Annotated in this window: 19 protein-coding genes and 1 other RNA gene; 11 read left to right on the top strand and 9 right to left on the bottom strand. The window is 60.1% G+C overall.

Annotated elements, in window-relative coordinates:
• Positions 1–43: 43 nt before the first annotated feature.
• Entirely contained in the window at positions 44–274 is a 231-nt protein-coding gene (locus E8M77_RS08780; RefSeq protein ID WP_137130245.1) for a hypothetical protein, read from the bottom strand.
• Positions 275–708: 434 nt separating this feature from the next.
• Between E8M77_RS08780 and E8M77_RS08775 the strand changes: the two genes are divergently transcribed.
• Positions 709–903, top strand: coding sequence for a hypothetical protein (locus tag E8M77_RS08775; RefSeq protein WP_137130244.1), 195 nt, complete (start codon positions 709–711; stop codon positions 901–903).
• 127 nt (positions 904–1,030) lie between these two features.
• A complete protein-coding gene (locus E8M77_RS08770) occupies positions 1,031–3,928 on the top strand; it encodes a PAS domain-containing protein (RefSeq protein ID WP_137130243.1) in 2,898 nt (965 codons plus the stop codon).
• A gap of 34 nt (positions 3,929–3,962) precedes the next feature.
• Here E8M77_RS08770 and E8M77_RS08765 read toward each other — a convergent pair whose 3' ends face one another.
• On the bottom strand, positions 3,963–5,210 hold the full coding sequence (locus E8M77_RS08765; RefSeq protein WP_137130242.1) for an AGE family epimerase/isomerase: 1,248 nt from the start codon (positions 5,208–5,210) through the stop codon (positions 3,963–3,965).
• Positions 5,211–5,374: 164 nt separating this feature from the next.
• Between E8M77_RS08765 and metH the strand changes: the two genes are divergently transcribed.
• The 3 genes from metH to metF all read left to right on the top strand — a co-directional run bounded on the left by metH (position 5,375) and on the right by metF (position 11,158).
• Positions 5,375–9,157, top strand: coding sequence for a methionine synthase (gene metH / locus E8M77_RS08760; RefSeq protein ID WP_137130241.1), 3,783 nt, complete (start codon positions 5,375–5,377; stop codon positions 9,155–9,157).
• Positions 9,158–9,242: 85 nt separating this feature from the next.
• Entirely contained in the window at positions 9,243–10,262 is a 1,020-nt protein-coding gene (locus tag E8M77_RS08755; protein WP_137130240.1) for a metalloregulator ArsR/SmtB family transcription factor, read from the top strand.
• Entirely contained in the window at positions 10,259–11,158 is a 900-nt protein-coding gene (gene metF, locus E8M77_RS08750) for a methylenetetrahydrofolate reductase [NAD(P)H] (protein ID WP_137130239.1), read from the top strand. Before E8M77_RS08755 ends, metF begins: the two co-directional genes overlap by 4 nt.
• A 491-nt stretch (positions 11,159–11,649) precedes the next feature.
• On the opposite strand, the gene E8M77_RS08745 is transcribed toward metF, so the two are convergent.
• From E8M77_RS08745 to E8M77_RS08715, 7 genes are all read right to left on the bottom strand, one after another.
• Complete coding sequence (locus tag E8M77_RS08745; RefSeq protein WP_137130238.1) at positions 11,650–12,852, bottom strand: lytic murein transglycosylase; 1,203 nt, start codon at positions 12,850–12,852, stop codon at positions 11,650–11,652.
• Positions 12,853–12,970: 118 nt separating this feature from the next.
• Entirely contained in the window at positions 12,971–13,750 is a 780-nt protein-coding gene (locus tag E8M77_RS08740) for a GH25 family lysozyme (RefSeq protein WP_137130237.1), read from the bottom strand.
• A gap of 110 nt (positions 13,751–13,860) precedes the next feature.
• Positions 13,861–14,556 carry a class I SAM-dependent methyltransferase gene (locus E8M77_RS08735; RefSeq protein ID WP_137130236.1) on the bottom strand — a complete coding sequence of 232 codons (696 nt, stop codon included), beginning with the start codon at positions 14,554–14,556 and terminating at the stop codon, positions 13,861–13,863.
• The gene (locus E8M77_RS08730) at positions 14,553–15,800 is read right to left on the bottom strand and encodes a DUF3419 family protein (protein WP_137130235.1); all 1,248 of its coding nucleotides are present in this window, start codon (positions 15,798–15,800) and stop codon (positions 14,553–14,555) included. The genes E8M77_RS08735 and E8M77_RS08730 overlap by 4 nt, the downstream gene beginning before the upstream one ends.
• Before the next feature lie 250 nt (positions 15,801–16,050).
• Positions 16,051–17,250: a transglycosylase SLT domain-containing protein gene (locus tag E8M77_RS08725; RefSeq protein WP_246659178.1), complete on the bottom strand. Its 1,200-nt coding sequence runs from the start codon at positions 17,248–17,250 to the stop codon at positions 16,051–16,053.
• 101 nt (positions 17,251–17,351) lie between these two features.
• On the bottom strand, positions 17,352–17,981 hold the full coding sequence (locus tag E8M77_RS08720; protein ID WP_137130234.1) for a hypothetical protein: 630 nt from the start codon (positions 17,979–17,981) through the stop codon (positions 17,352–17,354).
• Positions 17,982–18,047: 66 nt separating this feature from the next.
• Entirely contained in the window at positions 18,048–19,259 is a 1,212-nt protein-coding gene (locus E8M77_RS08715) for a pyrophosphate--fructose-6-phosphate 1-phosphotransferase (protein ID WP_137130233.1), read from the bottom strand.
• 339 nt (positions 19,260–19,598) lie between these two features.
• On the opposite strand from E8M77_RS08715, the gene E8M77_RS08710 reads away from it, so the two are divergent.
• The 6 genes from E8M77_RS08710 to rsmH all read left to right on the top strand — a co-directional run bounded on the left by E8M77_RS08710 (position 19,599) and on the right by rsmH (position 24,881).
• The gene (locus tag E8M77_RS08710) at positions 19,599–20,339 is read left to right on the top strand and encodes a DnaJ family molecular chaperone (protein ID WP_170975807.1); all 741 of its coding nucleotides are present in this window, start codon (positions 19,599–19,601) and stop codon (positions 20,337–20,339) included.
• Positions 20,336–21,109, top strand: a complete 774-nt coding sequence (locus E8M77_RS08705; RefSeq protein WP_137130232.1) for an N-acetylmuramoyl-L-alanine amidase — start codon at positions 20,336–20,338, stop codon at positions 21,107–21,109. Before E8M77_RS08710 ends, E8M77_RS08705 begins: the two co-directional genes overlap by 4 nt.
• A gap of 87 nt (positions 21,110–21,196) precedes the next feature.
• Complete coding sequence (locus E8M77_RS08700) at positions 21,197–22,387, top strand: FAD-dependent oxidoreductase (RefSeq protein WP_137130231.1); 1,191 nt, start codon at positions 21,197–21,199, stop codon at positions 22,385–22,387.
• A 77-nt stretch (positions 22,388–22,464) separates the two neighbouring features.
• Positions 22,465–22,894: RNase P RNA component class A (rnpB, locus tag E8M77_RS08695), an RNA gene on the top strand.
• A gap of 506 nt (positions 22,895–23,400) precedes the next feature.
• The gene (gene mraZ / locus E8M77_RS08690) at positions 23,401–23,841 is read left to right on the top strand and encodes a division/cell wall cluster transcriptional repressor MraZ (protein WP_137130230.1); all 441 of its coding nucleotides are present in this window, start codon (positions 23,401–23,403) and stop codon (positions 23,839–23,841) included.
• Between the two features lie 14 nt (positions 23,842–23,855).
• Positions 23,856–24,881, top strand: a complete 1,026-nt coding sequence (rsmH, locus tag E8M77_RS08685) for a 16S rRNA (cytosine(1402)-N(4))-methyltransferase RsmH (protein WP_137130229.1) — start codon at positions 23,856–23,858, stop codon at positions 24,879–24,881.

Raw genomic sequence — 24,881 nt, 5'->3', positions numbered from 1 at the left:
CGGGATGGCCGGTGATAGGGATTGTGTCTTCAGGTTTGACCGATCAGCTGTGCCGCCTTGCTGCGCGCACTCGCGCCTCCCGTGCGGTGTCGAGCCTCGAATAGAACTCGTCGGCGCGGGCCTGGCGCAGGCGGGTCTGCAGACGCTCCACCTCCTGGCGGGCCACCCGGTGCAGCAATCCTGTCAGCTCCTGTTGCGCAACGCCATCGGCGCGCATCATCATGGCAATCAGCGGGTCACCGGTCAGGTCCCGCATCGTCAGTTCCGTGTCCATCACCCGTCCTCCTCTGGGGGAGAGTATGCGGGCCGATTGCGACAAAATTATCTCGTCTTTAGCGTGGTGCGATGTGGCTGAAATGCTGCGTTGCGCTGTCCTTTGTTCTGCTTTGTTCCAGTTTGACCCTTGTCCACAGGACATGCCGCATCACAGGGCAAAGTTGACGGATGGACAAGGGCTTGCAGCACGTACCTCACCTTGATCGGGCTGTGGATAAGCTGTGGAAAGCGTCAGCCTCGCCTTTCCTTGCGTTTGTCTTTTGTTCTGCCTCGTTCCGAAGCTTTGCACGCCCTTGCAGATGGTCCGGATACGTGGCGTCATAATCGTGTTGCGACCATCCGTTAAGCTGCACTTTCTTAACCGCCGATGATTACAATGGAACGGGTAAGCCGTTCGTCCGTTTTTGACCGGCGATGGAGAGGAGGCAAGGGATGTTGAAGCTGATTGATCAGTGGCTCGTGCCAGGCGAGGGGCAGGATGCAACGGGCACCTATGCTGATGGTGTGTTCCACCTAACGCGCGAACAGGCCGAAATGCAAACCCGCCCGGAGCGGCTGCGCATTTCCTATGAACGCGATTACCGCGCAGCCAACAGAATGGCCGATAGCGCCCCGGTCTTTGCCTGAGCCTTCTGTTTCAGGTGCCGGCGACCATGGCCAACTGCTGCTCACACAACGTGAGTTCCTGTTCTTGTTTTCATGCGATTGCGCCCTATAACCACTGTCGTGGACGGTATTGGCGTGGGGAAATAGCATGTTTCGACGGACTGGGCTCTCCGGCCTCGATCTTGATCAACTCTTCAATCTGTCGCCCAACCCGTATGTGATCCTTGATCCCGACCTGATCATGGTCGGCATGAATGATGCTTATCTGGCTGTTACGATGCAGACGCGCGACGCCTTGATCGGGCGCCAGATGTTCGACATGTTTCCGAGCGATCCGCATTCCATGCATGGGCGCCTGTTGCGCAATTCCTTTGCCAAAGTGCTGGAAACCAAGCAGGTCGATCATCTGCCACTGATCCCCTATCCGATCAGCGGGCCGGATGGCGTGCTCACCGAGCGCTTCTGGAGCGCAACGCATACGCCGATCCTGGATAGCAACGGCAAGGTGACGCTCATTCTTCAGCATACGGTGGATGTGACCGAACTGCATCTGCTGCGCCAGGCCACGCCATCGTCCGGCTGGAAGATTCAGACCGATCTGATGAAGCGTGCGGATGCGGTGCAGGGCGAGAACCATGCACTTGGTCAGGAACGCGAATATCTGCGCAGCCTGTTTGAACAGGCGCCGGGTTTCATGGCCATTCTGCAGGGGCCGGATCATGTGTTCCAGATTGCCAATGCCGCCTACAAGGCGCTGGTTGGCCGCAGCGCCATCATTGGCAAGCCAGTGCGCGAAGCGCTGCCGGATATTGCCGGGCAGGGCTTTTATGAATTGCTGGATGAGGTTTATGCCAAAGGCTCAGCCTATAGTGCGCATAGCGCCAAGGTCAGTTTGCAAAGATCCTCGACCGGCGAGCCCGAAGAGTTGTTTGTCGATTTCATCTTCCAGCCACTGCGGGATGCGCAGGGTAATGTCACAGGCATTTTCGTTCAGGGGCATGATGTGACCGAGTTGCGGCGCGCCAAGGAGGCTGCGCGCGAGAGCGAAGACCGTTTCCATACGCTGGCGCAATCCCTACCCAACCATGTCTGGACCTCCAGCGCAGCCGGCGTGCTCGACTGGTGCAACCGTCCTATGCTCGATTACCTGGGCATTGATAGTCTCTTCAATGGGGCGGAGGTGGTCGCCAGCATGATCCATCCGGAGGAATCCGAGCGGATCCGGGCCGAATGGCAGCAGGCGGTGCGCGATGGTGGCACATTTCAGGCTGAGCTTCGCCTGCGCCGCGCCGATGGCGAATATCGGTGGTTCCTCAGCCGGGCTGTTGCAATCCGCAATCCAGCGGGCGCTATCGTGCATTGGGTCGGCACCAATGCCGATATCGAAGACCAGAAAATGACCGAAAACCGGTTGGAGACGCTGGCAACGACGCTGGAAACCCGCGTGGAGGAGCGCACGGCTGAACTTCTGAAAACGCAGGAAGTGCTGCGCCAGAGCCAGAAAATGGAGGCGATCGGCAATCTGGCCGGCGGTATCGCCCATGATTTCAACAATCTCTTGCAAGTGATTACCGGCAATCTGCAATTGCTTAGCCGGGATGTCAGCGGTAACGAGACCGCCGAGCGGCGCCTCAGTAGTGCGCTAGCCGGCGCCACGCGGGGCGCCCGGCTTGCCTCGCAGCTTCTGTCCTTCGGCCGCCGACAGCCGCTGGCACCTAAGGTGATCAACCTTGCCCGCCTGGTGCATGAGATGGACAATCTCATTCGCCGCAGTCTGGGCGAGGCCATCGAGGTCGACACCATTGTCGGCAGTGGCTTGTGGAACACGATCGTCGATCCGTCGAATGTGGAAAATGCGCTGCTCAACCTTGCCATCAATGCGCGCGACGCGATGGATGGTCGCGGTCGGCTGACGATTGAGCTTGGCAATGCCTATCTCGACGATCATTACGCGCAGAATGCCTTTGACGTCGAGGCCGGCCAATATGTCATGCTGGCCGTCAGCGATACGGGCTGCGGCATGCCGCAGGAGGTGTTGGCGCGGGCCTTCGATCCCTTCTTCACCACCAAGCCGGAAGGCAAGGGCACCGGACTCGGGCTTTCGATGGTCTATGGCTTCGTCAAGCAGTCGGGCGGGCATATCAATATCTACAGCGAACCGGGCAGCGGCACGACGCTGCGCATCTATCTGCCACGCTCGATGGAGGCGGAAGATGTGATGGCCGAGGAAAGCGGCGGCATTGTTGTCGGCGGCACCGAAACCATTCTGGTTGTCGAGGATGACGAGGCGGTGCGCGATATCACCGTCAGCATGCTGGCCGATCTGGGCTACAATGTCCTGAAAGCCCGCGATGCGGATGGTGGGCTTGCGATTATCGAAAGCGGCGCATCGATCGATCTGCTGTTTACCGACGTGGTCATGCCCGGCCGATTGAAGAGTAGCGAACTGGCCCGCAAGGCCAAGGAGCGCCGGCCGGATATCGAGGTGTTGTTTACCTCCGGCTATACCGAAAATTCCATCGTGCATGGCGGGAGGCTGGATCCGGGCGTCAATCTTCTCAGCAAGCCCTATGCCCGCGAGACGCTGGCCCGCAAGATCCGTTCGCTGCTTGATCGTGCCCGCGAACGCGTGGAAAGCCTGGATTCTGCCGGAATGGCGAGCGTTCGTGTCGATAGCCCGCCTGCCGCAATCCGCATCCTGTTTTGCGAGGACGAGGCGCTGATCCGCATTTCGACCACCGATTATCTGCAGGATTTCGGTTTTGCGGTGGTGGAGGTCGGCAATGGCCGCGAGGCGTTGGAGGCGTTGAGTGGGGCGGCGATCGATATCCTCGTCACCGATGTCAACCTGCCGGATATGAACGGCCTCGACCTGCTGATGCGGATGCGTCAGACGCAGCCGGACCTGCCGGTCATCTTTGCCACCGGCGATCTGCATGTGCCGGGCTCGGAAGGGCTGGAACGTGCGAGCCTGGTGACCAAGCCCTATGACTATGACCAGTTGGCGAAACGCATTCGCGACATGGTGGGCCAGGGGCGGCGATAGCGCTGCCCCTGGCTATTGGTTTGTTCAACTCAGTTTATAACGCCCCGCCATTTTCCTGAATCACCTTGGTCAGGCTGCCGTCCGCCGGAAACAGCGGTATGAGGCAGGCCTGCAGGGCATGATAGATATCGCCCTTGCCGGGAAACAGCGTGTTGGCGGGCGCCATGTCCTCAGTCAGTTCCTCAAACCAGCCGCCATGGTCGCGATCAAGGAAGCTCTTGCCGATGACCGACCAGATCTTCCGGTAGCTTTCCTCGTGGAAGGCGCTTGGCGCATGGGTATTGAGGAAGTGGGCGGCGCCGGCTGCCTCGCACATTGGCCACCAGAGCTTGGAGGTCTTTTCCGGCACGTCCTGCCAGTCGAGCGTATAGAAGAAACCGCCCTTCTGGCTATCCCAGCCAAGTGTCATGGAGCGTTCGAAAAGGGCGGTCGCGGCGTGCGGCATCCAGGCATGCGTCTTGCCGCCAAGCGTATAGAGTTGCAGCAGCAGGCGCGCCCATTCCAGCCAGTGGCCGGGCGTCGTGCCGGCCGGGCGGAACATTTCATTGGCGTGGTAATAGGTGCGATCGACGACCCATTCCTCGGAAAAATGCTCAGCGACGCGAAAGCCTTCTTCGCGGGCACGACGATTGATGAGCAGGTCGGCGATGCTTTCAGCCTTTGTCAGGTAATGGCTCTCGCCGGTTGCCTCAAAGGCGGCCATCAGGCTTTCGGTCAAATGCATGTTGGAGTTCTGGCCGCGATAGCCGGGCACCGGCTGCCAATCTTCGGAAAACTCTTCCGCAATCGCGCCGTGGCGTGTCTCCCAGAATTTCGTGTCGATCACCTCGGTAATATCGGCCAGCATCCTGTCGGCCAAAGGATGGCCGATGACCTTGGCAGACGAGGCCGCCAGCAGCACGAAGGCATGGCCATAGCCCTGCTTGGAGGCGTCGGCGGCACCGTCATCATTGGCCTGCCAGAAATAACCGCCATTCTGTTGGTCGCGATGCTTTTCCCAGAGATAGCGCATGCCGTGATCGACCACGTCAGCTGCACCCGGACGGCCCATAAGGTCGGCTAAAGCAAAGCAGTGTACCATGCGGGCGCTGGCATGAATGCCGCGCACGGGATTATCCGTCGAAAGCGGTGCACCCTTGACGTCGAGATCGTAAAACCCGCCCTTCGGGTTGATGGCGCGGTACTGGAAGAAGTCCATCAGGCCTTCTGCCTGGGAAAGCAGCCATTGGCGATGATAAGGGCGATCCGCCCAAAGTGGGGCAAGCTGTCCGGCCGCGTTCATGATGACCTCGAAACTAGGAATGGGAACCGAACATGCCTATACCGCCCACGTCGGTAGCTGTCATCGGTCCTCGATCTGCTATCGTGTTATTCTTGCTTGATGTTGACATAAAGATATCTTTATGTGATTAAACCCAACCTGCCATAAGCCCGAGGAGTGCGCCTGTGTTCGATCAACTGTTTGGTCCTGAAGGTGCTGCGCGTAGCGGACACGAGATTTTCGAAGCGCTGGCCAAGGCGGCACGCGAGCGCATCCTTATTCTTGATGGCGCCATGGGCACGCAGATCCAGGGGCTTGGCTTCGATGAGGATCATTTTCGCGGCGACCGTTTCATCGGCTGCGCCTGTCACCAGCAGGGCAATAATGACCTTCTGATCCTCACCCAGCCACAGGCGATCGAGGATATCCATTATCGCTATGCCATGGCCGGCGCCGATATCATCGAAACGAATACCTTCTCCTCGACCCGCATTGCCCAGGCCGATTACGAGATGGAAGGTGCGGTCTATGACCTGAACCGCGAGGGCGCGCAGGTGGTGCGCCGGGCGATCGAGCGTGCCATGCGTGAAGACGGAAAGCGCCGTTTCGTGGCCGGCGCCATCGGCCCGACCAACCGGACAGCCTCCATTTCGCCGGATGTCAACAATCCCGGCTACCGCGCTGTTTCCTTTGATGATCTGCGGCTTGCCTATGCCGAGCAGATCGACGGGTTGATTGATGGCGGTGCCGACATCATCCTGATCGAGACGATTTTCGATACGCTGAATGCCAAGGCAGCGATCTTTGCCTGCGAGGAGCGGTTTGCGCACAAGGGCATCCGTCTGCCGGTGATGATTTCCGGCACGATCACCGATCTATCCGGCCGTACCCTGTCGGGCCAGACACCGACGGCCTTCTGGAATTCCGTAAGCCACGCCAATCCCTTCACCATCGGCTTCAACTGCGCGCTGGGCGCCGATGCCATGCTGCCGCATTTGCAGGAAGTCTCGGCGATTGCCGATACCTTCATCTGCGCCTATCCGAATGCCGGCTTGCCGAACGAATTTGGCCAGTATGACCAGTCGCCGGATGATATGGCGCGTCAGGTCACCGAATTTGCCCGTGAGGGCCTGATAAATGTCATCGGCGGCTGCTGCGGCTCGACGCCGGAGCATATTGCGGCGATTGCCGAGGCGGTTGCGCCGTTCAAGCCGCGCGAAGTGCCGGAGCATCGTTCCTTCATGTCGCTGTCGGGCCTGGAGCCCTTCACGCTGACCAAGGACATTCCCTTCGTCAATGTTGGCGAACGCACCAATGTCACCGGCTCTGCCAAGTTCCGCAAGCTGATTACCGCCGCTGACTATACGGCAGCGCTGGTCGTTGCTCGCGACCAGGTGGAAAACGGCGCGCAGATCATCGACATCAATATGGACGAGGGCCTGATCGATTCGGGCCGGGCCATGGTCGAATTCCTCAACCTGATTGCAGCCGAGCCGGATATCGCCCGCGTTCCGGTGATGATCGATTCGTCCAAGTTCGAGATCATCGAGGCCGGTCTCAAGTGTGTGCAGGGCAAGGCGGTGGTCAATTCCATCTCGCTGAAGGAAGGCGAGGCGAATTTTATCCGTCAGGGTCAGCTGATCCGCCGTTATGGCGCAGCCGTCGTCGTCATGGCCTTTGATGAGCAGGGGCAGGCCGATACCTATCAGCGTAAGGTGGAAATCTGCCGCCGCGCCTACAAGATCCTCACCGAACAGGCCGGCTTTCCGCCGGAAGACATCATCTTCGATCCGAATATCTTTGCCGTGGCAACCGGCATCGATGAGCACAATAATTACGGCGTGGACTTTATCGAGGCGACGCGCACCATTCGCCAGGAAATGCCGCTCGTGCATATTTCCGGCGGCGTCTCGAACCTGTCCTTCTCGTTCCGCGGCAATGAGCCGGTGCGCGAGGCCATGCATGCGGTCTTCCTCTATCACTGCATCCAGGCCGGCATGGACATGGGCATCGTCAATGCCGGCCAGCTGGCGATCTACGAGAACATCGATCCGGAACTGCGCGATGCCTGCGAAGACGTGGTGCTGAACCGCCGCGACGACGGCACGGAGCGCCTGCTGTCGGTTGCCGAGCGCTATCGCGGCACGGCTGGCAAGGAAGCCAAGGCGCAGGACCTGACCTGGCGCGAATGGCCGGTCGCCAAGCGCCTGTCGCATGCGCTGGTGAACGGAATTACCGAATATATCGATGCCGATACGGAAGAGGCGCGGCTTGAAGCCGATCGTCCGCTGCATGTCATCGAAGGTCCGTTGATGGCCGGCATGAATGTCGTCGGCGATCTCTTCGGGTCCGGAAAGATGTTCCTGCCGCAGGTGGTAAAATCCGCCCGCGTGATGAAACAGGCCGTTGCTGTTCTTCTGCCATACATGGAAGAGGAAAAGCGCCTGAACGGCGGTGATCAGCGCAAATCTGCCGGCAAGGTGTTGATGGCGACCGTGAAGGGCGACGTGCACGATATCGGCAAGAACATCGTCGGCGTCGTGCTGGCCTGCAACAATTACGAGATCATCGATCTTGGCGTCATGGTGCCGGCCACGAAGATCCTCGAAACGGCGATTGCCGAAAAGGTCGATATCATCGGACTGTCGGGTCTCATCACGCCGTCTCTGGATGAAATGGTGCATGTTGCCGCCGAAATGGAGAGGCAGGGTTTTGACATTCCGCTGTTGATCGGCGGGGCCACCACCAGCCGCGTGCATACGGCCGTGAAGATCCATCCGAAATACAATGCCGGCCAGGCGATCTATGTCACCGATGCCAGCCGCGCCGTCGGCGTGGTTTCCAATCTTCTGGCCGAAGGTGGCCGCGAGGACTATGTCGGCAATATCCGCGCCGAATATGCCAAGGTCGCGGCGGCCCATGCCCGCTCGGAAGCCGACAAGATCCGCCTGCCGATCGCGCGTGCCCGCGCCAATGCGCAAAAGGTGGATTGGGCCGTCTTTGAACCCAAGGCACCGTCCTTCCTCGGCACGAAAGTGTTTGAGGATTATTCGCTGGAGGACCTCGTTCCCTATATCGACTGGACACCTTTCTTCCAGACCTGGGAGCTGAAGGGCCGTTATCCCGCCATTCTGCAGGACGAGAAGCAGGGCGAGGCGGCGCGGCAGCTTTATGCGGATGCGCAGGCGATGCTGAAAAAGATCGTCGAGGAAAAGTGGTTCCGCCCGCGCGCCGTGATCGGCTTCTGGCCGGCCAATGCGGTGGGTGACGATATTCGCCTGTTCACCGACGAGAGCCGCAGCGACGATCTCGCGACCTTCTTCACGCTGCGTCAGCAATTGTCAAAGCGCGATGGTCGCCCCAATGTGGCGCTCTCCGATTTCGTGGCGCCGGTGGATAGCGGAAAAGCCGACTACGTTGGTGGTTTCGTGGTGACGGCCGGCATCGAGGAAGTGGCGATTGCCGAACGTTTCGAGCGCGCCAATGACGATTATTCGTCCATTCTGGTCAAGGCGCTTGCCGATCGTTTTGCCGAAGCCTTTGCCGAGCGCATGCACGAGCAGGTGCGCCGCGACTACTGGGGATATGCCGCCGACGAAACGCTGACGCCCGAAGACATGATCTCGGAAACCTATGCCGGCATTCGCCCGGCCCCCGGCTATCCGGCCCAGCCCGACCACACGGAAAAGCGCACGCTGTTTGATCTTTTGAAGGCGGAAGAAACGACCGGCGTGGTGCTGACGGAAAGTTATGCCATGTGGCCCGGCTCCTCCGTCTCCGGCCTCTATATCGGCCACCCCGACAGCTATTATTTCGGCGTCGCCAAGGTGGAGCGCGACCAGGTGGAGGATTACTCACGCCGCAAGGGCATGGACGTGGAAGAGATCGAGCGCTGGCTGGGTCCGGTGCTGAACTACGTACCGACAGCTGCCGAGGCTGCGGAAGAGGTGGGCGAAGAAGCCGCCTGAACTGGGTCAGGCGAGTTTCTGCTTGCGAGAGGCGGATCATTCATATAAAGATATCTTTATATCTTGATTATGATGGATCCGCTGCATGCCCCTTTCGCTCGACAAAGTCGTGGACGTCTTGAAGACAGCAGGTGAGCCGACGCGCTTTCGCCTGCTGGTGCTTCTGTCGGCCGGTGACCTGACCGTCAGCGACATGACGGATATTCTCGGTCAGTCCCAGCCGCGTATCTCCCGCCATCTGAAGCTTCTTTCCGAAGAAGGCCTGATCGAGCGCTATCAGGAAGGCGCCTGGGCCTATTTTCGTCTTCAGCAGGAGGGGGAGACGTCAGGTCTTGCCCGCATGCTTCTGGCCTCTGCCGATCCTGCCGATCCGGTGCTTTTGCGTGATGATGAGCGTCTTCAAGAGGTGAAGCGTGTGCGGGCGGAACGGGCGCAGGCCTATTTCAGCCGCAACGCCACCGAATGGGACGAGTTGCGCCGACTTCATGTCAGCGACGAGCAGGTGGAGGCTGCGCTCCTAGGTCTGGTGGGCGACGATATGGTCGATTCGCTGCTTGATCTCGGTACCGGTACCGGCTGGATATTGCAACTGTTCCAGAGCCAATACCGGCGGGCTGTCGGCATCGATGCCAGCCGCGACATGCTGTCGGTGGCGCGTGCCAATCTCGACCGTGACAGCATCCTGAAGGCTTCGGTGCGCCATGGCGACATTTTCAACCTTCCGGTGGAGGCGGGTGATTTCGACCTCGTTACCATTCATCAAGTTCTGCATTTCCTTGAGCAGCCGGAACGGGCGATTGCGGAAGCAGTCCGTGTGCTGCGCCCGGATGGCCGCCTGATCATCGTGGATCTTGCGCCGCATGGTTTTGACTATTTGCGCGAGGAGCATGCACATCTGCGTCTTGGCTTCTCGCACCAGATGATGACCGACTGGCTGGAAAAGGCGGGTCTGAAGGTTGAGGACGTGATCGACCTCAAGCCCGGCGACAAGCGCAATACACCAGCGCTCACCGTCAGCATCTGGCTCGCCCGCGCCGCTGCCCAGCCTGCCAAGGCAAGCCAGCCGGCTCCGCATAAACTTCTCGTATCGGAAAACGCCCTATGACCATCGCACATCCCGCCCGCAACGCTTTCCGCGTCTCCTTCGAATTCTTCCCCCCGAAGTCTCCGGACATGGAACACCAGCTTTGGGAAACCGTGCAGGACCTGGCGGGATTCGAGCCGGATTTCGTGTCTGTCACCTACGGCGCCGGCGGTACGACCAAGGCACCGACATTCAACACCGTCCAGCGCCTGATTGCCGAAAGCGGGCTAGTCACGGCATCGCATCTGACCTGCGTTGATGCGGACCGGGCTGAAACCCATCAGGTGATCGACGAACTGGCCGGGCTTGGTGTGCGCCATATCGTGGCGCTGCGCGGTGACCCGTCGAGCGGCGTCGGCACGGCCTATGTTCCGCATCCGGATGGCTATGCCAATGCTGCGGAACTGGTGGCTGCGCTGAAGGCGATCGGCGGTTTCGAGATTTCCGTGTCTGCCTATCCGGAAAAGCATCCGGAAAGCACGGATGTCAGCGCCGATATCGAAATGCTGAAGCGCAAGGCGGATGCCGGCGCTGACCGGGCGCTGACGCAGTTCTTCTTCGATAACAATGTCTTTGAAGACTATATGGAAAAAGTACTGGCAGCCGGTATCACCATTCCGGTCATTCCCGGCATCATGCCGATCCAGAACCTCACCCAGCTGAAGCGTTTTGCCGGTCGTTGTGGGTCATCCGTGCCGGCATTTCTCGATGAGCGATTTGCCGGTTACGATGACAAGCCGGAGGATCGCGCTAAGGTGGCCGCCGATGTTGCAGCTGAACAGATGGACGATCTGATGCGTCGCGGCACGCACGAATTCCACATCTATTCGATGAACCGTGCGCCGCTGGTTTCCGCTGTTCTGGAAAGATTGGGACGTCGTCCCATCGAGAAGGCTCAGGCCGGGGCGGCGGCCTGAGCCCGGTTTGAAGGGTAGGGCGGGAAAGAACATCCGCCCGAGCCCGCTTATGAGCCCGTCAAGGAATAGGGGCAGTGTGGAAGGCTTGGCCTTCAGCGCCCCTCAGCTCAGACGAAGAGCATTGACGCTACGAAAATAAACGCTGCACCGATGAGCATGACATTGAAGGAATGTGCGTGTCCCATGTCTGTCTCCTTGCGTTAACAGCCCAAATGTAAGGCTATTTCCGCGCGGATGAAAAGCGAATAATATGCTGCGCTGCGGCGTGATATTGCCACAGAACCGGGGTGTTCGATAGATAACTCCATGTTATGAAACGATAAATTCGTTTACAAACATAGTTTCTAATCTGTGAATAAATTTTTTGTCACTGTTAACACGCGTCACATTTCGTGAGGCTTGTGCCGTATCGCGGCACGGCAGTGATGGTTTCGGCCGATGATTCCGCCGGCCGTGCCGGGCATGGGATTTCCCGCCCGGCCCGCTTCATGTCACAGCGCGTTGAGCAGCGCCGGTGTTGGCCAGCCATCGGCGGCCATGCCGAGCCGCTTCTGCTCTGCCTGCACGGCCACCCGCGTGCCGGAACCCAGAATGCCGTCAATCTTGCCGACATCGTGGCCATGCGCCTGGAGTTTTGCCTGCAGCGCCTTCATACCGGTATCGTCCAGACCTTCATCGGGCGTGCCCTTGAGATAGGTGGGGGCGCCTGACAGGCGGGTTGCGAAATAGGCAGCCGACGTCGTGTAGATGAAGGACTTGTTCCATTCGAGGTAGATTGCGAAATTCGGATAAGTGAGGAAGGCCGGCCCCTTGCGGCCCTGTGGCAGTACAAGCGCTGCCGGCAGGTTGCCGAAACTGGTCTTGCCATCGCGCGGCTTTACGCCTGCGGCAAACCACTGCGAGGCCGGCATTTCATTGCCGAGGCCGGATTTTTCCCAAGGCAGTTCAGCGGGCAGTTCGACTTCCTGGATCCACGGCTCGCCGGCCTTGAACCCGAGCGACTTGATGAAGGATGCAGCCGTCAGAATGGCGTCGGCGGAATTTGTCTTGACGTTGATATGCCCATCGCCGTCGCCATCAATGCCATGGGCGACGATATCGCGCGGCAGCATCTGCACCTGGCCGATCTCGCCGGCCCAGGCGCCGGTATTGGTGGTGGGGTCCAGATCGCCATGCTGCACCATTTCGATCAGCGAGATCAGCTGCGGGCGGAACAGTTCCGGCCGGCGGCAATCATGGGCCAGCGTCACCAATGCGTTGCGGGTATTGAAATCACCCTGCACGGCGCCGAAATCGGTTTCCATGGCCCAAAAGGCGGTGATGACGCCGGGTGCCACACCGAATTCCGTTTCGGCACGGCGAAACACATCGGCAAGCTGCGTCATCTTCTGGCGTCCGATATCAAGACGGCCCTGGCTGACGGTGCGCTGCGAGAACTCAAGGAAGGTCTGGCGGAACACGCCCTGTGCCCGGTCGCGTGACAGCACTTTCTGATCGATTGCCGCGCCCGAGAGCGCCTTGTCGGCGGCCTCTGCCGGAATGCCCTTGGCAATGGCCTCTGCCTTCACCCCTGACAGGAAACTGGACAGTTCGCCACCACAGGCGGGCGCGGCTGTCTGGGCGGCTGCTGTGGAGGCCATCAGGCCGGTGAGGGTGAGGGCTAGAACGAAGGCATGGGCTTTGGCAGCGGTCATGGAGCAATCCTTTATCGACAGTGGCCACCTCTTGTCGAAAACTGTGACCTAAGCGGGGCATATTGGCGCAATGGCCCGCTTTACAACAGGTTGGCGGCAAATGCGCAAGTATTGACGATCAGTTGGAAGCGGTTGCGACCCATTGGCGCCAGCTCTTCTCGGTTCCGGCAAAGGCGTTGATATCCGTCTTGCCCTCGATGCCTGGAACGATGCCGGTTGCGGTATATTGCCAGAAGGCCCAGCGGCGGGCGACATAGACCTTTTCCGGGTGAGCCGCGACGGAGCGGACCCAGAAGTGATAATTGCCGAAATGGCCAACCAGATTGTCGCGATGGAAATCGACGGATGTGTAGATGATCGGCCGCTTGCCATAATGGGCTTCGATGCGGTCGAGGAACCGTTGCAGCTCTCGGCGCACGGTCTCGGCATCCGGCCGCGTCTTGCAGGTGGGGGAGGCGCTGTTCCATTCCGCATCCAGCACCGGCGGCAGATGCATCGAGGCCTTCGGCACATTGGCGATGAACCAGTCGGCCTGCTCATCGGCGCTCGAGCAGAAATAATAGAAGTGATAGGGGGCGTGCGGCACGCCGGCTGCTGCGGAATTGCGCCAGTTGGTCACAAAGGTCGGGTCGATCCGGTCTGTGCCCTCGGTTGCCTTGATGAAGGCGAAGGCGACGCCTGATTGTTTGACCTTTTGCCAGTCGATCTGGCCGTTCCACTTGGACACGTCTATGCCGTGAACATCATGATGTCCCGGATGGCGGGCGCCGAAATCCTGCGGATCACTGTCCTGGAATTTAGTCTGGCGCATCGCCGCCGATCCAAGCACGTCGCCTGTCGAGGTGCAGCCGGAAACAAGGAGAAGTCCAAAGAGGAGGGAAATGAGGAATGGCGGCATGAACGATCCGATTGCTGCGGCCAGAATCAGCCCGGCAGCGACCGAAGCATGCGGGCCGCCAAGCCTCTTTTAGCCCGAATCGGTCTGTTGTTCCATCAACGAGAGCGGATCTATGCAGGTTTTACGATGGGAGCGTCATTGCCCCGCCGGACAATCGCATGCCAGGCATAGCCGCGTCCGATGGGCTGGAACAGCATATCGGCCTGAAATTCGGCAAGCCGTTCAGACAGCGCCTGTTCCAGATCGGCGCGCGGCGTGACGTGAAAGCGTGTCAGCCAGGCGGTGAGGCCGGCATGAAACCAGCGTGGCAGATCTTCCTGCTGGCCGAAATCGACGATATGCAGCGAGCCGCCCGGATTGAGGGCCTTAAGGCTTGCGGTGATTGCGCCGCGCCAATCCGGGATCATCGACAGGGCATAGGAAATGAGGATGCGGTCGAAACCCTGCGCGCCGAACTCCGCGGCGGAAAAATCCGTCGCGTCGGCGACCCTCAGGACCGGCGCTGCCGGTAGGCCGATGAACTTGGCGCGGGTACTTGTGAGCATTTCTGCCGAAATATCCAGTCCGTATAGTTTTGCTGTCGGGTAGCGCCTGTGGGCCAGCACGAGGTTGCGGCCTGTGCCGCAGCCGACTTCCAGCAGCGATCCACCTTGCGGCACCTGCAAATCCCGGATCGCCTTGTCACGACCCAGAAGGTAATATTTGCGGGTGAGATCATAGACATGCCGCTGATAGCGATACATGCGGTCCATGCGCGCCGCATGCGCATCGTCGTTCAGCGGCTGTGTCTCACCCAGTTGCGTCATGCGGGCCTCGTATAGATGTGGAAGCCGCCATAGATGGCCGAGCGATCCTGCAGGTTGAGTTCCTGCGAGCGGGCGTCCAGATAGGTCCACTGGTCGCGGATGGCGTCTGACAGGCGCCCTTCGATGATGCTCTTCTCGGCCGCCGTGCGGAAGATGACGCGGGCGCCTGGGGCGGCAGTGCGGGTAATTTCCGCCCAGAGCTCATTCAGCTGCCGGTCATTCATCCAGTCCTGCGCGTCGAGCAGCACATAGCGATCGACGCTTGCTGCCGATTTTGTCGCCAGACAGGCGGTGAAGGTCTCGTGATGGACGCTGACCCGGTCTGCATGCTCGCGGATGGCGCGGTAATGCTCCGGTTTCAGATAGGTGGGCAGGCTGCCTTCGTGCGGCTGCGGATAGCGGCGCATGAAGGCCTGCCAGGCGAAGTAATTGTCGCGCAGCGGAAAGTGGCAGGCGAGCTTTTCCAGGCGCTGGCGTAGCACCGGCGCAATCGAGCCGTCATCGGCAAGGCTTGCCAGCTCGTCATATTGCTGGGGCGGAATGCCAAGCCCGAACAGCGAGCTTTTGGCGCTGGTGATCAGGCGGATGAGCGGCTTGTCGAAGAGCGGCGCGATATGCGCGTCGAAAAACTGGCGCTGTTCGCGCAGCGAGCGGGTTTCAGCCATCTCGCTGAGTTTTACACCATGCAGACGCGCCAGAATATGGCCGATGGCAATGAAGCGACCGAGCAGGCCGGTGCGGTAGATATTGCGCTCGAAGACCGAAATGCGCCGACGTCCGCTCAGCGTGCGCTTTTCCCAATAGGCGCGGGTTGCGCCGTCAAGCGACGGGGCAATGAACGTGTCATAGGCCTTGCCATTGCCGGGCGCATTGTCGGTGGCCAGCAGGCGCACCACGTCGCTATGGGTGGGCAGCGTCTGGAAGGCAGCAAGTTTCAGGCGGTTGAGAGCAATATGGTGCGGATTGAGATCGACCACATCGATGGAGCGCGGCCGGCAGGAGAGATAAGCCAGCATATTGCAGCCGCCGGAACCGATGGTGACAATGCTGTGGCCTTCGCCAAGCTCCATAGCGGCCATATCGACCTCCGGGTCCTCCCAGATCTGCGGATAGACGAGACCGGAGAACAGGAGGCCGAAGAGGCGCTCGGAAAGCCCGCTCTTCGACAGGGCCTTGTGTTGCAAAAGTGCAGTCTTAAGCTTTCCGTTCTTCAGAAAGCTGGCTTCCGGTGCCATCTCCGCCATTGTCGATTCCCGCCTCTTCATAGGTTTCGCAAGGCTCTAGCGGGGGTGTGCTACAATATGATGACGCGGGCAGGTATGGGGCTGCGTGCAAACGTAAAGCGTCACAATTGCCTGTCATAAACCCCTGCCGCAGGGCTGTGAAGCTGATGCCTCACACCCAAGCAGCCTGTAATGCGGGCGGCCATGCGGGTTTAGAAAAGACTATTCGATTGAATGCCTTGGCGCCAGGCGCTGAAGCGTGCGGCGCGCATCACTGCATGACGTGCAGCATGTCCTTGCGCTTGGCGTCGTAATAATAGCCGCGCGCATAGAGATTGATCGCGTTGGACGAATCGTTGTCGGCAACCAGCCAGGCGCCGCGCAGATATTTGATCGCGTATTTGAGATTGGTTTCGGCATCCAGCAGGCCTTCGGCGGGACCGTCATAGCCCATGGATTTGGCCGTGGAATACTTGATCTGCATGAGGCCCCAGAAGCCGCGCTTGTTATAGGCGCGCGGATTGTATTTGCTCTCGCGGTGAACCACGCGATGCACCAGCGCTTCCGGCACGCCATACATGCCTGCATAGCGCTTGATGAGCTTGTTCAGCGTCGGCGTGCTGGCTTCTGCCGTCTCAGGCAGCGGACCACCCGGAGCAGGCGGGAAGAAATCATGCGACAATGCCGAGAGCGACTGTGTGCCGGGTGCGGCATAGGCAACCATTGTCGAGGTGCCTGCCGGGCTGATCTTCGGGCGGGGTGTCGGAATGGCGGCATAGGTTGCGGCCAGATCGTCGGGCAGGCCAGTCGATGTCTTGCTGCCTGCAGCCGGAGGTGCCGAAAGTGCCGTCGGATCGGTCAGCGGCTTAGTCACGCTCTGTGGCGCGGTTGCCATATTGATGGCCTGCATCGCGCCTGTCTGCTGCAGCGAAGTCTGCTGCAAGGCGGTCGGGGTTACGGCAACCGGTTGGGTTTTCTGAAGCAGGGCGGTTTGCGCCTGTCCGGTCTGTGCCGGTATTGTTTGACCCTGTGTCATCTGGATCTGGCCAGTCTGGGTCTGGGTCGTCTGTGATTGGGCGGGCTGAAGGGCGGCCTGTTCAGCGGACAGGGCTGCAATAACAGCTGCATTCTGCGCCTGGATTGCCGAGGCACCGGTCGGTAGGCCCAGGTCGTGGATACGCGCGCCCTTTTGCAGAACGGCTGTGGTCATGCCCGGTGGAACGCTGACAGGTCCGGCCGGCAGTGCAGCGCTGGCCTGTTCGATGGGGGCAGATGCCGAAGGCACTCCAGATTCGGCCGCAACGAGGCGTCCAGTCTTCTGAGAGGCTTCCGATTGTGCGGCTGAAGCGACAGTTGTCGTTGCCGGCGCATCCGTCTTGGATGACGTCTGGACGCTCGAGCAGCCGGAAACCGCCCCGCAAATGGCAACCGCTACAACCGCGTTGCAACCGAAATATCGGGTTATCGCCATCGTCTCACTTTCATGAAGATGAATATCCCCAGCCTCGCCGGTGTCCTACCTCTGAAGAATTCATTAACGCATCAAGGCCGTTACAGCAAGACATGGATCTGTCATGCGGCAATCCTTCGGTAGCCGGCCGTCACGGCCCGACTTGCGATAAATCGCGTCGGAGCCTTGCGCGAGGCTGGATTACGCTGCTGGAACTGGCGGATTTTCCGGGCTGAACGTTCGGCAGCAAGCACTTGTATAAGCGGGGCAATCAGGGCAGCTGCTGCATAGGAAAGGCCTGTAAAGGCCACTGCCTGAACAGGCGGAAGGGGGGCGTCTGTGGCTTGATAAAGCACTGAAAGCAGTGCGACGACCAGGGTCGTGCGTGGGGCTGAGACGACGAGCCGCAGCGCCATGCGCAAAAGGCCGTGCTCGGGAAGGTTGTCGTTGTCGGCGATTCGAAAAGCCAGATGCTGGCGCTGGGCACGCAGGGCAAAGATGACGATATAGACGACCGCCAGCCAGGATAGCGCACCGGTCATGGCCGGCATAACGGCGCGCAGGATCAAGTAGGCGGCACCCGCCAGGATGCCGGCAGCCAGATAGCCAAACCAGAGGCTTGGCAATAGCAGAAGGCTGCGCGCTTTGCCGCACGATAGGGTGTAGTCGCGAAGGAGCTTGCCGGCGGGCGAGGGAAGAAGCAGGACAGCAAAGGACGCGGCTGCGACAATCAGCAAGCTCTCTGGCCCCATATTACCCTCCTGTGCTGGAAGGATGTCTTACCCTTCCAGTTCTCTCAATCTCGCTCGGCCTGTCGATCACGCGGGCCTGTAGGGCTGGCCGATGAAGTCCATGACTTCGCCGAACCAAGGTGTCGACAGATCGAAATGTTTACCCCCCTTGATACGCGGGAATTCAATCGTGCGCAATTTCCCATTCTGGCCTTCATCGTGCCCGGTGACACCGGAGACCTTGTTGAGGGCGCTTTCGACGGCCAGATCGACCATGCTCTGGATAAGGCGCAGGTCGTCGCCATTGGCCGGTGCGGAGCGGGCGTAATAGCCAGATTTTTGCACCATGGAGCGTTCTGCATGAAGAAGGCTGGCGAAATGCTTCTGGAACCAGTGCCCGACATTGACCGTATCGATCTTGACGTGGCCGAAGGCATCGCGCTTGACCGCTTCTCCGGCGGCTTCCCGTTCGGCGACGATGGTATCGAGGCCCGCACCTTCCGAGACGAACAGCGTCACGAAGCCACAGGTATCCATGACGGTGCGCAGGCGCTCTGCTTCTGCGTCCAGATCGAAAGCCATCTCGGGCAGGTAGAGCCCGTCAATGTTCTTCATCTGGGTGTTCATCATCAGGCCTTCGACATATTCATTGTTGCGCGTGTCCTGAATATAGGCGCGCGCGGTGGCAGCCGTCAGCCAGCCGCAATGGCGTCCCATCACTTCATGGATGACCAGCGTGCGCGGCGCCGCGCTCTGCTCGTTGCTCACATGGTCGAAGAAATGCGCGCCAACTTCGGCTGCCGTCCAGGCGCCGAGCGACTGGCGGATCGGCACGACATCATTGTCGACAGTCTTGGGCAGGCCGACGACAGTCAGATCATAGCCATTGGCGCCGAGATAGGCGGCAAGATCGGCCGCGGTGGTATTGGTGTCATCGCCGCCGATGGTGTGGAGGATGCTGACGCCATCAGCTGCCAGCCGGTCAGCCGCGACTTTCAGCGGGTTTTCGCCTTCTTTCACCAGACCGCGCTTCACGCAATCGGCGGTGTTGGTCAGCTTGACACGGCTGTTGCCGATCGGTGATCCGCCGTAGCGGTGCAGAACATGGGCGCGCTCGCGCATGCTGGCGGTGATCTCGATTCGGTCGCCCAGAAGCACACCTTGATAGCCGGAGCGATAGGCGATGAGTTCAAGTTCCGGGGCAATGTCGGTGTAACGTTCGATCAGGCCGCCGACGGCGGATGAAAGGCAGGGCGCAAGCCCGCCTGCTGTCAACAACGCTACTTTCTGCTTGGCCATGAAACCTCCTTCGCGCCTTCGCGCCCTCTACCTGGACAGGCGAATGGATGCGACAGGGCGTCACGGCTGTAAAGTGAATTTCTCAAGAAAATCCGCTATTTCGCGCAGATTTCGGAACCTTTCGCAATTCAATCGGTTCAAAATCCACAGGCTTAAATCGGTGCTGCCGCCCGGGGTTGCCGGTGCCGACTGGTCAGGTCTTGATGCGTGCCTGCCGCGTGCGACAGTTTGGGACCCGGCAGATCCGTCGTCAGGCCGGTCGCGTATCATGGACAAACATTAATCCGCAACTGAACTCCTTGCGCTTGCCAAGGGTTCCAGAATTTGGTCATGTACAGCATGATTTTAGATTTTGCCTGCCTTCAATTGTCGTCATTGTGGGATCGGTTGCTCGGCAGCATCGGTGACACGGTTCATGACGCGCTTGCGCGAATGGTCGAGGCAATCCGAACATTGTTCGAAGGCGATCCGGAAACCCGCCGCCAGGTGTCCTTCTCGGTCGCCATCATTGCGCTGTCTGCCAAGATGGCGAAGGCCGATGGTGCCGTGGTCGAATCGGAAGTGGATGCATTCCGCCAGATTTTTGATTTTCCAGAGGAAGAGGCCCGCAATGTTGCGCGGCTTTACAACCTCGCCCGCCAGGATGTGGCAGGCTACGAGTCCTATGCGGAAAAGTTGGCAAAGCTCTGCGGATCGGGCGATGACAATTGCCCGATGCTGGAAAGCGTCGTGGATGGTCTTTTTCACATCGCCAAGGCCGATGGCATGATGCACGAGAAGGAACTGGCGTTTCTGGCGCGCATCGCTGAAATCTTCCATATTGATGAGGAACGCTTTCGCCGCATTCTGGCGCGCCACGTGCACCTGGAAGGCGGCGATCCCTATTTTGTGCTCGGCGTGTCTCCCACGGATGATTTTACCGAGATCCGCAAGCGTTATCGCCGTCTGGTGGCCGAGCATCACCCGGACAAGCTGATTGCCCGTGGCGTGCCGGAAGCGCTGCATGCGGCGGCCAATGAACGCATGGCTGCGCTGAATGCCGCCTATGCTGCGATTGCCAAGGACCGCAAGGCTGCATGAAACTGGTGCCTGATTTTGTCGGAGCGCGCGTCGAGCCGTCTCCCAATCATGGCGAACGCGTTGATGGCGTTGCGCCAGACATGCTCATTCTCCACTATACGGGCATGCCCGATCACGGCCAGGCGCTGTCCTGGCTGAAGAATGTCGAGAGCCAGGTGTCGAGCCATTATTTCGTCTGGCCCGATGGCCGCGTGGTGCAGATGGTGCCGGAAGCGCGTCGGGCCTGGCACGCTGGTAAGAGTTCCTGGGCCGGCGAAACGGATATCAATTCGCGCTCCATCGGCATCGAGATTGCCAATGCCGGTCATCCCGGTGGATTGCCGGAATTTCCGGACGAGCAGATTGAAGCCGTCATCGCGCTTTGTCGCGATTGCATGGCGCGCTGGTCGATCCCGACAGAGCGGGTGCTTGGGCATTCCGATGTGGCGCCAAAGCGCAAGGTTGATCCGGGCGAGAAGTTCCCCTGGAAGCGCCTGCATGATAATGGTGTCGGGCATTTGGTCGAGCCGGGCGCGATCCGGGGAGGGCGCTATTTCCAGCGTGGCGAGAGCGGTCAGCCGATCGAGGCGCTGCAGGGCATGCTGGCGCTCTACGGCTACGGCGTCGAGATTACCGGCGAATTCTGCGAACGCACGGAAGGTGTCGTCGAGGCATTCCAGCGGCATTTTCGCCCGGCTCTCGTGGATGGCATTGCCGACATGTCGACGATTGAAACGCTGCACCGTCTGCTGGCCGGACTTTCGCACTATCACGGCAGCGACAGCGCCTGAGATCGCGACGATCTGCCTCTGGACGCGGTTTCACCGGACGCGCTAAAGGCCTTATCCATTCAGATTTTCCTGGGAATGGGCGCGGATATGGCGGCGGATTTCAAATATATCATTATCGGTCGTGGCATGATGGGCGCGGCGGCCGCCCGCCATCTGTCGCAATGGACGGATGGCGTGGCGCTGATCGGGCCGGACGAACCTCTCGACACAAAAAACCATCAGGGCGTGTTTGCCAGCCACTATGACGAAGCGCGCATTACCCGCACGATCGATTCGGACCCAACCTGGGCGCTTCTCGCCAACCGGTCGATTGCCCGCTATGACGAGATCGCCCGCGACAGCGGCATTGCGTTTTATCACGGCGTCGGCTGCCTGGTAGTCGGGCCGCAGCGCAGCGCCGGCTATCCTCTTGTTGCGGACGTTTCGCGCGCTGCCGAGACGCTGAACGTCCAGACCCGGTTGCTGGACGATGCGGCTCTGGCGCAGGATTTCCCCTATTTCGGTTTCGAGCCCGGCTGCGAGGGCGTGCATGAGCCGATGAATGCCGGCTATGTCAATCCGCGCGCGCTGGTGAAGGCGCAGTCGCTGCTGGCTGCCCGCCAGGACGCAAGCCTGATTGCCCAGACGGTTATTTCCGTGCGGGAGGAGGGTGGTCTTGCCGTTGTGCGCACGGTGGAGGGCGAATGTTTCACAGCGGAAAAGGCGCTTGTTTCAGCCGGCGGCTTCTCGATTGCCGAGGGTCTGCTACCCGCGACGGTCGAGATGTCTGTCTATGCCCGCACCGTGACCTTCTTTCCGATAGCCGACGAGGAACTGGCGCAATTTGCCGGCATGCCGTCGCTGATCTATAAGCCGCGCGATACGGCAAAGCACATCTACATGCTGCCGCCGGTGCGCTATCCTGACGGTCAGGTCTATCTGAAGATTGGCGGCGATCATGATGATGTGCAGGTGATGCGTGACGCCGAGATGCGGGCCTGGTTCCGCAGCGGCGGACGCGACAGCGTGCGCGATCATCATGTCTCGATCATCGAGAAGCTGGTGCCGAACCTTGATCTCAGCCGCGCCTCGACCGGCGCCTGCGTCGTGTCGAACACGCCCACCGGCTATCCGGCCATTGCCTATACGCAATCGCCGCGCATTGCGGTCCTGACCGGCGGCTGCGGTGCTGCGGCCAAGAGCTCCGACGAGATCGGCCGTCTGGGGGCCGAACTCCTGTTCAAGGGCCAGATCGAGGATGCGTCCTACGCTATTGCTTTCTCGGCCAGCTTTGCCTGAACCTTGTCCTTTGTGTCTTTGCTTTTGCCGGCGCGTGCCTATGGCATTCGCCGGGCAAACCGTCTATGCAGCGCCTGCCAGTTGGCCGGGCAGCCGCGCTTTACCAATGCCGAAAGGCGGTAGGGTGAGGAAAGTCCGGGCTCCACGGAAATACGGTGCCGGATAACGTCCGGCGGGGGCGACCCTAGGGAAAGTGCCACAGAAAGCAAACCGCCTCGCCTGCTCTTCTTCTCCTCGTGAGCGGAAGATGCGCCGGGGTAAGGGTGAAAGGGTGGGGTAAGAGCCCACCGCGGACCTGGTGACAGGGACGGCAAGGTAAACCCCACCGGGAGCAAGACCGAATAGGGATGACGCGGGTGCCTTGCGGCGCTACAGCCTGTTTCCGGGCCAGTCATCCGGGTGGGTTGCGAGAGGCGGCGCGCAAGCGCCGTCCCAGATGAATGGCTGCCACGTTCCGGTGCTTGCGCCGGGGCCATACAGAACCCGGCTTACAGGCCAACTGGCGATTTCCTTTCTGATGCACGGTCAACCTGCGGGCGGTTTCGCCCGCAGGGGCCGCCATGGGCGGATATGGGTGCCATGTTGCGGTGCGAAACTCGTACGTTCCCGCACAGGTTGTTAAGCTGTAGAGGGAGATCACGGTATAATAACGCTAATGTATCTTTGTCTCCAAAGGCTTATCGCAGCATTTGGTGCGGTTGCGTCGCGTTTGACTGGCCTGGATGTGACTTGCGGCGCTAACCCTTTGTTAAACTTAACGGGTTATAAATATTTCATGCTGCTGTCGCTCCGTGCGGCGGCTTCCCATTGACGCCCATATGGTCCCATGTTATCCCAAACTCACACTGCGAGCGGGCAATCAGGTGCCCTTTCATCGGACAGTTTCGGAGCGCTTCCCTCGGGAAGAAGCAGATGGCGTACCCGCCATCTGGGCCTCCCGTTTGTGTCTTTTGGCTCGTGTATTTCGGAGCAGGTTTCTGCTCTCAAATTATCTGAGGCGGGTGTTTGGCGTTATGAGCCGCTTCTTGTCCAATGCGACGAACCGGATCGATGCGAAGGGGCGGGTTTCCGTGCCTGCGCCCTTCCGTGCGGTTTTGGCGCAGCGGAATGTTCAGGAGCTCTATTGCCTCCAGGACTTCGTGTTTCCGGCGGTGAGCGTCGGCGGTCCAGACCTGCTCGAGCGGTACGAGCGGCAGATCGCCTCGGCGGATCCCTTTTCGCCGGAAGCCAATGCAATGTCGTTGCTGGTTCACGGCGGCGGCGTCTATATGCGGCTCGATGCGGAGGGCCGGCTGATGGTCACGGGTTTTATCCGGGACTTCACCGGCATTACGACGGATGTGACATTCGTCGGTCGCTCGGATCATTTTCAGCTTTGGCAGCCGCAGGCGTTTCACGAGGCGCAGGCGGCGGCGAGAGACGGACGTACACGCTTTGCGGTGCGTCCTCAGTAAGACAGGGGAATGGAATGGCGGCGAATCTTGGCGACGGAATTTCCGAGGCCGATGGCGGACCGGTTCGCCACATTCCGGTCATGCTCGGGGAAGTGCTGGCCATGCTGGCGCCCGCTCCCGGCAAGGTGATCCTCGACGGGACCTTTGGTGCGGGTGGATACACCCGCGCCATTCTTGCCGAGGGCGCAAATGTCATTGCTCTCGATCGCGATCCGAACGCCATTGCCGGCGGGCAGGCGTTGTTGACGGAGGCGAGCGGTCGCCTGTCGCTGATTTCCTCGCGTTTCTCCGCTTTGGCCGACCATGCACCTGAAGGCGGGCTGGATGGTGTCGTGCTTGATGTCGGCGTTTCCTCCATGCAGATCGATGAGGCAGAGCGCGGCTTCTCCTTCCAGCGCAACGGGCCGCTCGATATGCGGATGTCGGCCTCCGGTGTCTCGGCGGCCGATGTCGTCAATCGGGCCAAGGCCGGCGACATGGCGCGGATCTTCGGCTTTCTGGGGGAAGAAAAACAGGCAGGCCGTATCGCCCGCGCCATCGAGAAGCGCCGTGCTTCCGAACTTTTTGCAACGACACGCGATCTCGCCAACCTCATCGAGACCGTCAATCCCCGCAAGGCGAAAGACAAGATCCATCCGGCCACACGGGTATTCCAGGCGTTGCGCATCTTCGTCAATGACGAGCTGGGCGAGCTTGCCCGTGCGCTATTTGCCGCCGAACGTGCCTTGAAGCCGGGCGGGCGTCTGGTCGTCGTGAGTTTCCATTCGCTGGAAGACCGCATCGTTAAGCGGTTTCTGTCCGATCGTTCCGGCAAGGCCTCCGGTTCGCGGCATATGCCGATGATCGAGGAAAAGGCCGCCGTGTTCGAGCCGGTCGGCAAGGGCATGATGTCGGCTACGCCGGAAGAAGCTGAGATCAATCCACGTTCGCGCTCGGCCAAGCTGCGTGCTGCCTTCCGCACTGCAGCGCCACCGTCTGCCCCCGATTGTTCTATTTTCGACCTGCCCGACCTCGCCAGCCTTGAAAAGATGGGGGCCTGA

Source organism: Rhizobium sp. FY34, assembly GCF_005222845.1.
GTDB lineage: Bacteria > Pseudomonadota > Alphaproteobacteria > Rhizobiales > Rhizobiaceae > Neorhizobium.
This window is presented reverse-complemented; position numbering and strand designations above follow the sequence as displayed.

Bases quoted from the DNA above. Each gene is read 5' to 3' on its own strand.
- E8M77_RS08730 (WP_137130235.1), bottom strand. From the start codon at position 15,800: ATGGCGGAGATGGCACCGGAAGCCAGCTTTCTGAAGAACGGAAAGCTT.
- E8M77_RS08725 (WP_246659178.1), bottom strand. From the start codon at position 17,250: ATGGCGATAACCCGATATTTCGGTTGCAACGCGGTTGTAGCGGTTGCC.
- E8M77_RS08710 (WP_170975807.1), top strand. From the start codon at position 19,599: ATGATTTTAGATTTTGCCTGCCTTCAATTGTCGTCATTGTGGGATCGG.
- E8M77_RS08770 (WP_137130243.1), top strand. From the start codon at position 1,031: ATGTTTCGACGGACTGGGCTCTCCGGCCTCGATCTTGATCAACTCTTC.
- rsmH (WP_137130229.1), top strand. From the start codon at position 23,856: ATGGCGGCGAATCTTGGCGACGGAATTTCCGAGGCCGATGGCGGACCG.
- E8M77_RS08780 (WP_137130245.1), bottom strand. From the start codon at position 274: ATGGACACGGAACTGACGATGCGGGACCTGACCGGTGACCCGCTGATT.
- E8M77_RS08715 (WP_137130233.1), bottom strand. From the start codon at position 19,259: ATGGCCAAGCAGAAAGTAGCGTTGTTGACAGCAGGCGGGCTTGCGCCC.
- metF (WP_137130239.1), top strand. From the start codon at position 10,259: ATGACCATCGCACATCCCGCCCGCAACGCTTTCCGCGTCTCCTTCGAA.
- E8M77_RS08745 (WP_137130238.1), bottom strand. From the start codon at position 12,852: ATGACCGCTGCCAAAGCCCATGCCTTCGTTCTAGCCCTCACCCTCACC.
- E8M77_RS08765 (WP_137130242.1), bottom strand. From the start codon at position 5,210: ATGAACGCGGCCGGACAGCTTGCCCCACTTTGGGCGGATCGCCCTTAT.
- E8M77_RS08740 (WP_137130237.1), bottom strand. From the start codon at position 13,750: ATGCCGCCATTCCTCATTTCCCTCCTCTTTGGACTTCTCCTTGTTTCC.
- E8M77_RS08775 (WP_137130244.1), top strand. From the start codon at position 709: ATGTTGAAGCTGATTGATCAGTGGCTCGTGCCAGGCGAGGGGCAGGAT.
- E8M77_RS08755 (WP_137130240.1), top strand. From the start codon at position 9,243: ATGCCCCTTTCGCTCGACAAAGTCGTGGACGTCTTGAAGACAGCAGGT.
- E8M77_RS08735 (WP_137130236.1), bottom strand. From the start codon at position 14,556: ATGACGCAACTGGGTGAGACACAGCCGCTGAACGACGATGCGCATGCG.
- mraZ (WP_137130230.1), top strand. From the start codon at position 23,401: ATGAGCCGCTTCTTGTCCAATGCGACGAACCGGATCGATGCGAAGGGG.
- E8M77_RS08720 (WP_137130234.1), bottom strand. From the start codon at position 17,981: ATGGGGCCAGAGAGCTTGCTGATTGTCGCAGCCGCGTCCTTTGCTGTC.
- E8M77_RS08705 (WP_137130232.1), top strand. From the start codon at position 20,336: ATGAAACTGGTGCCTGATTTTGTCGGAGCGCGCGTCGAGCCGTCTCCC.
- E8M77_RS08700 (WP_137130231.1), top strand. From the start codon at position 21,197: ATGGCGGCGGATTTCAAATATATCATTATCGGTCGTGGCATGATGGGC.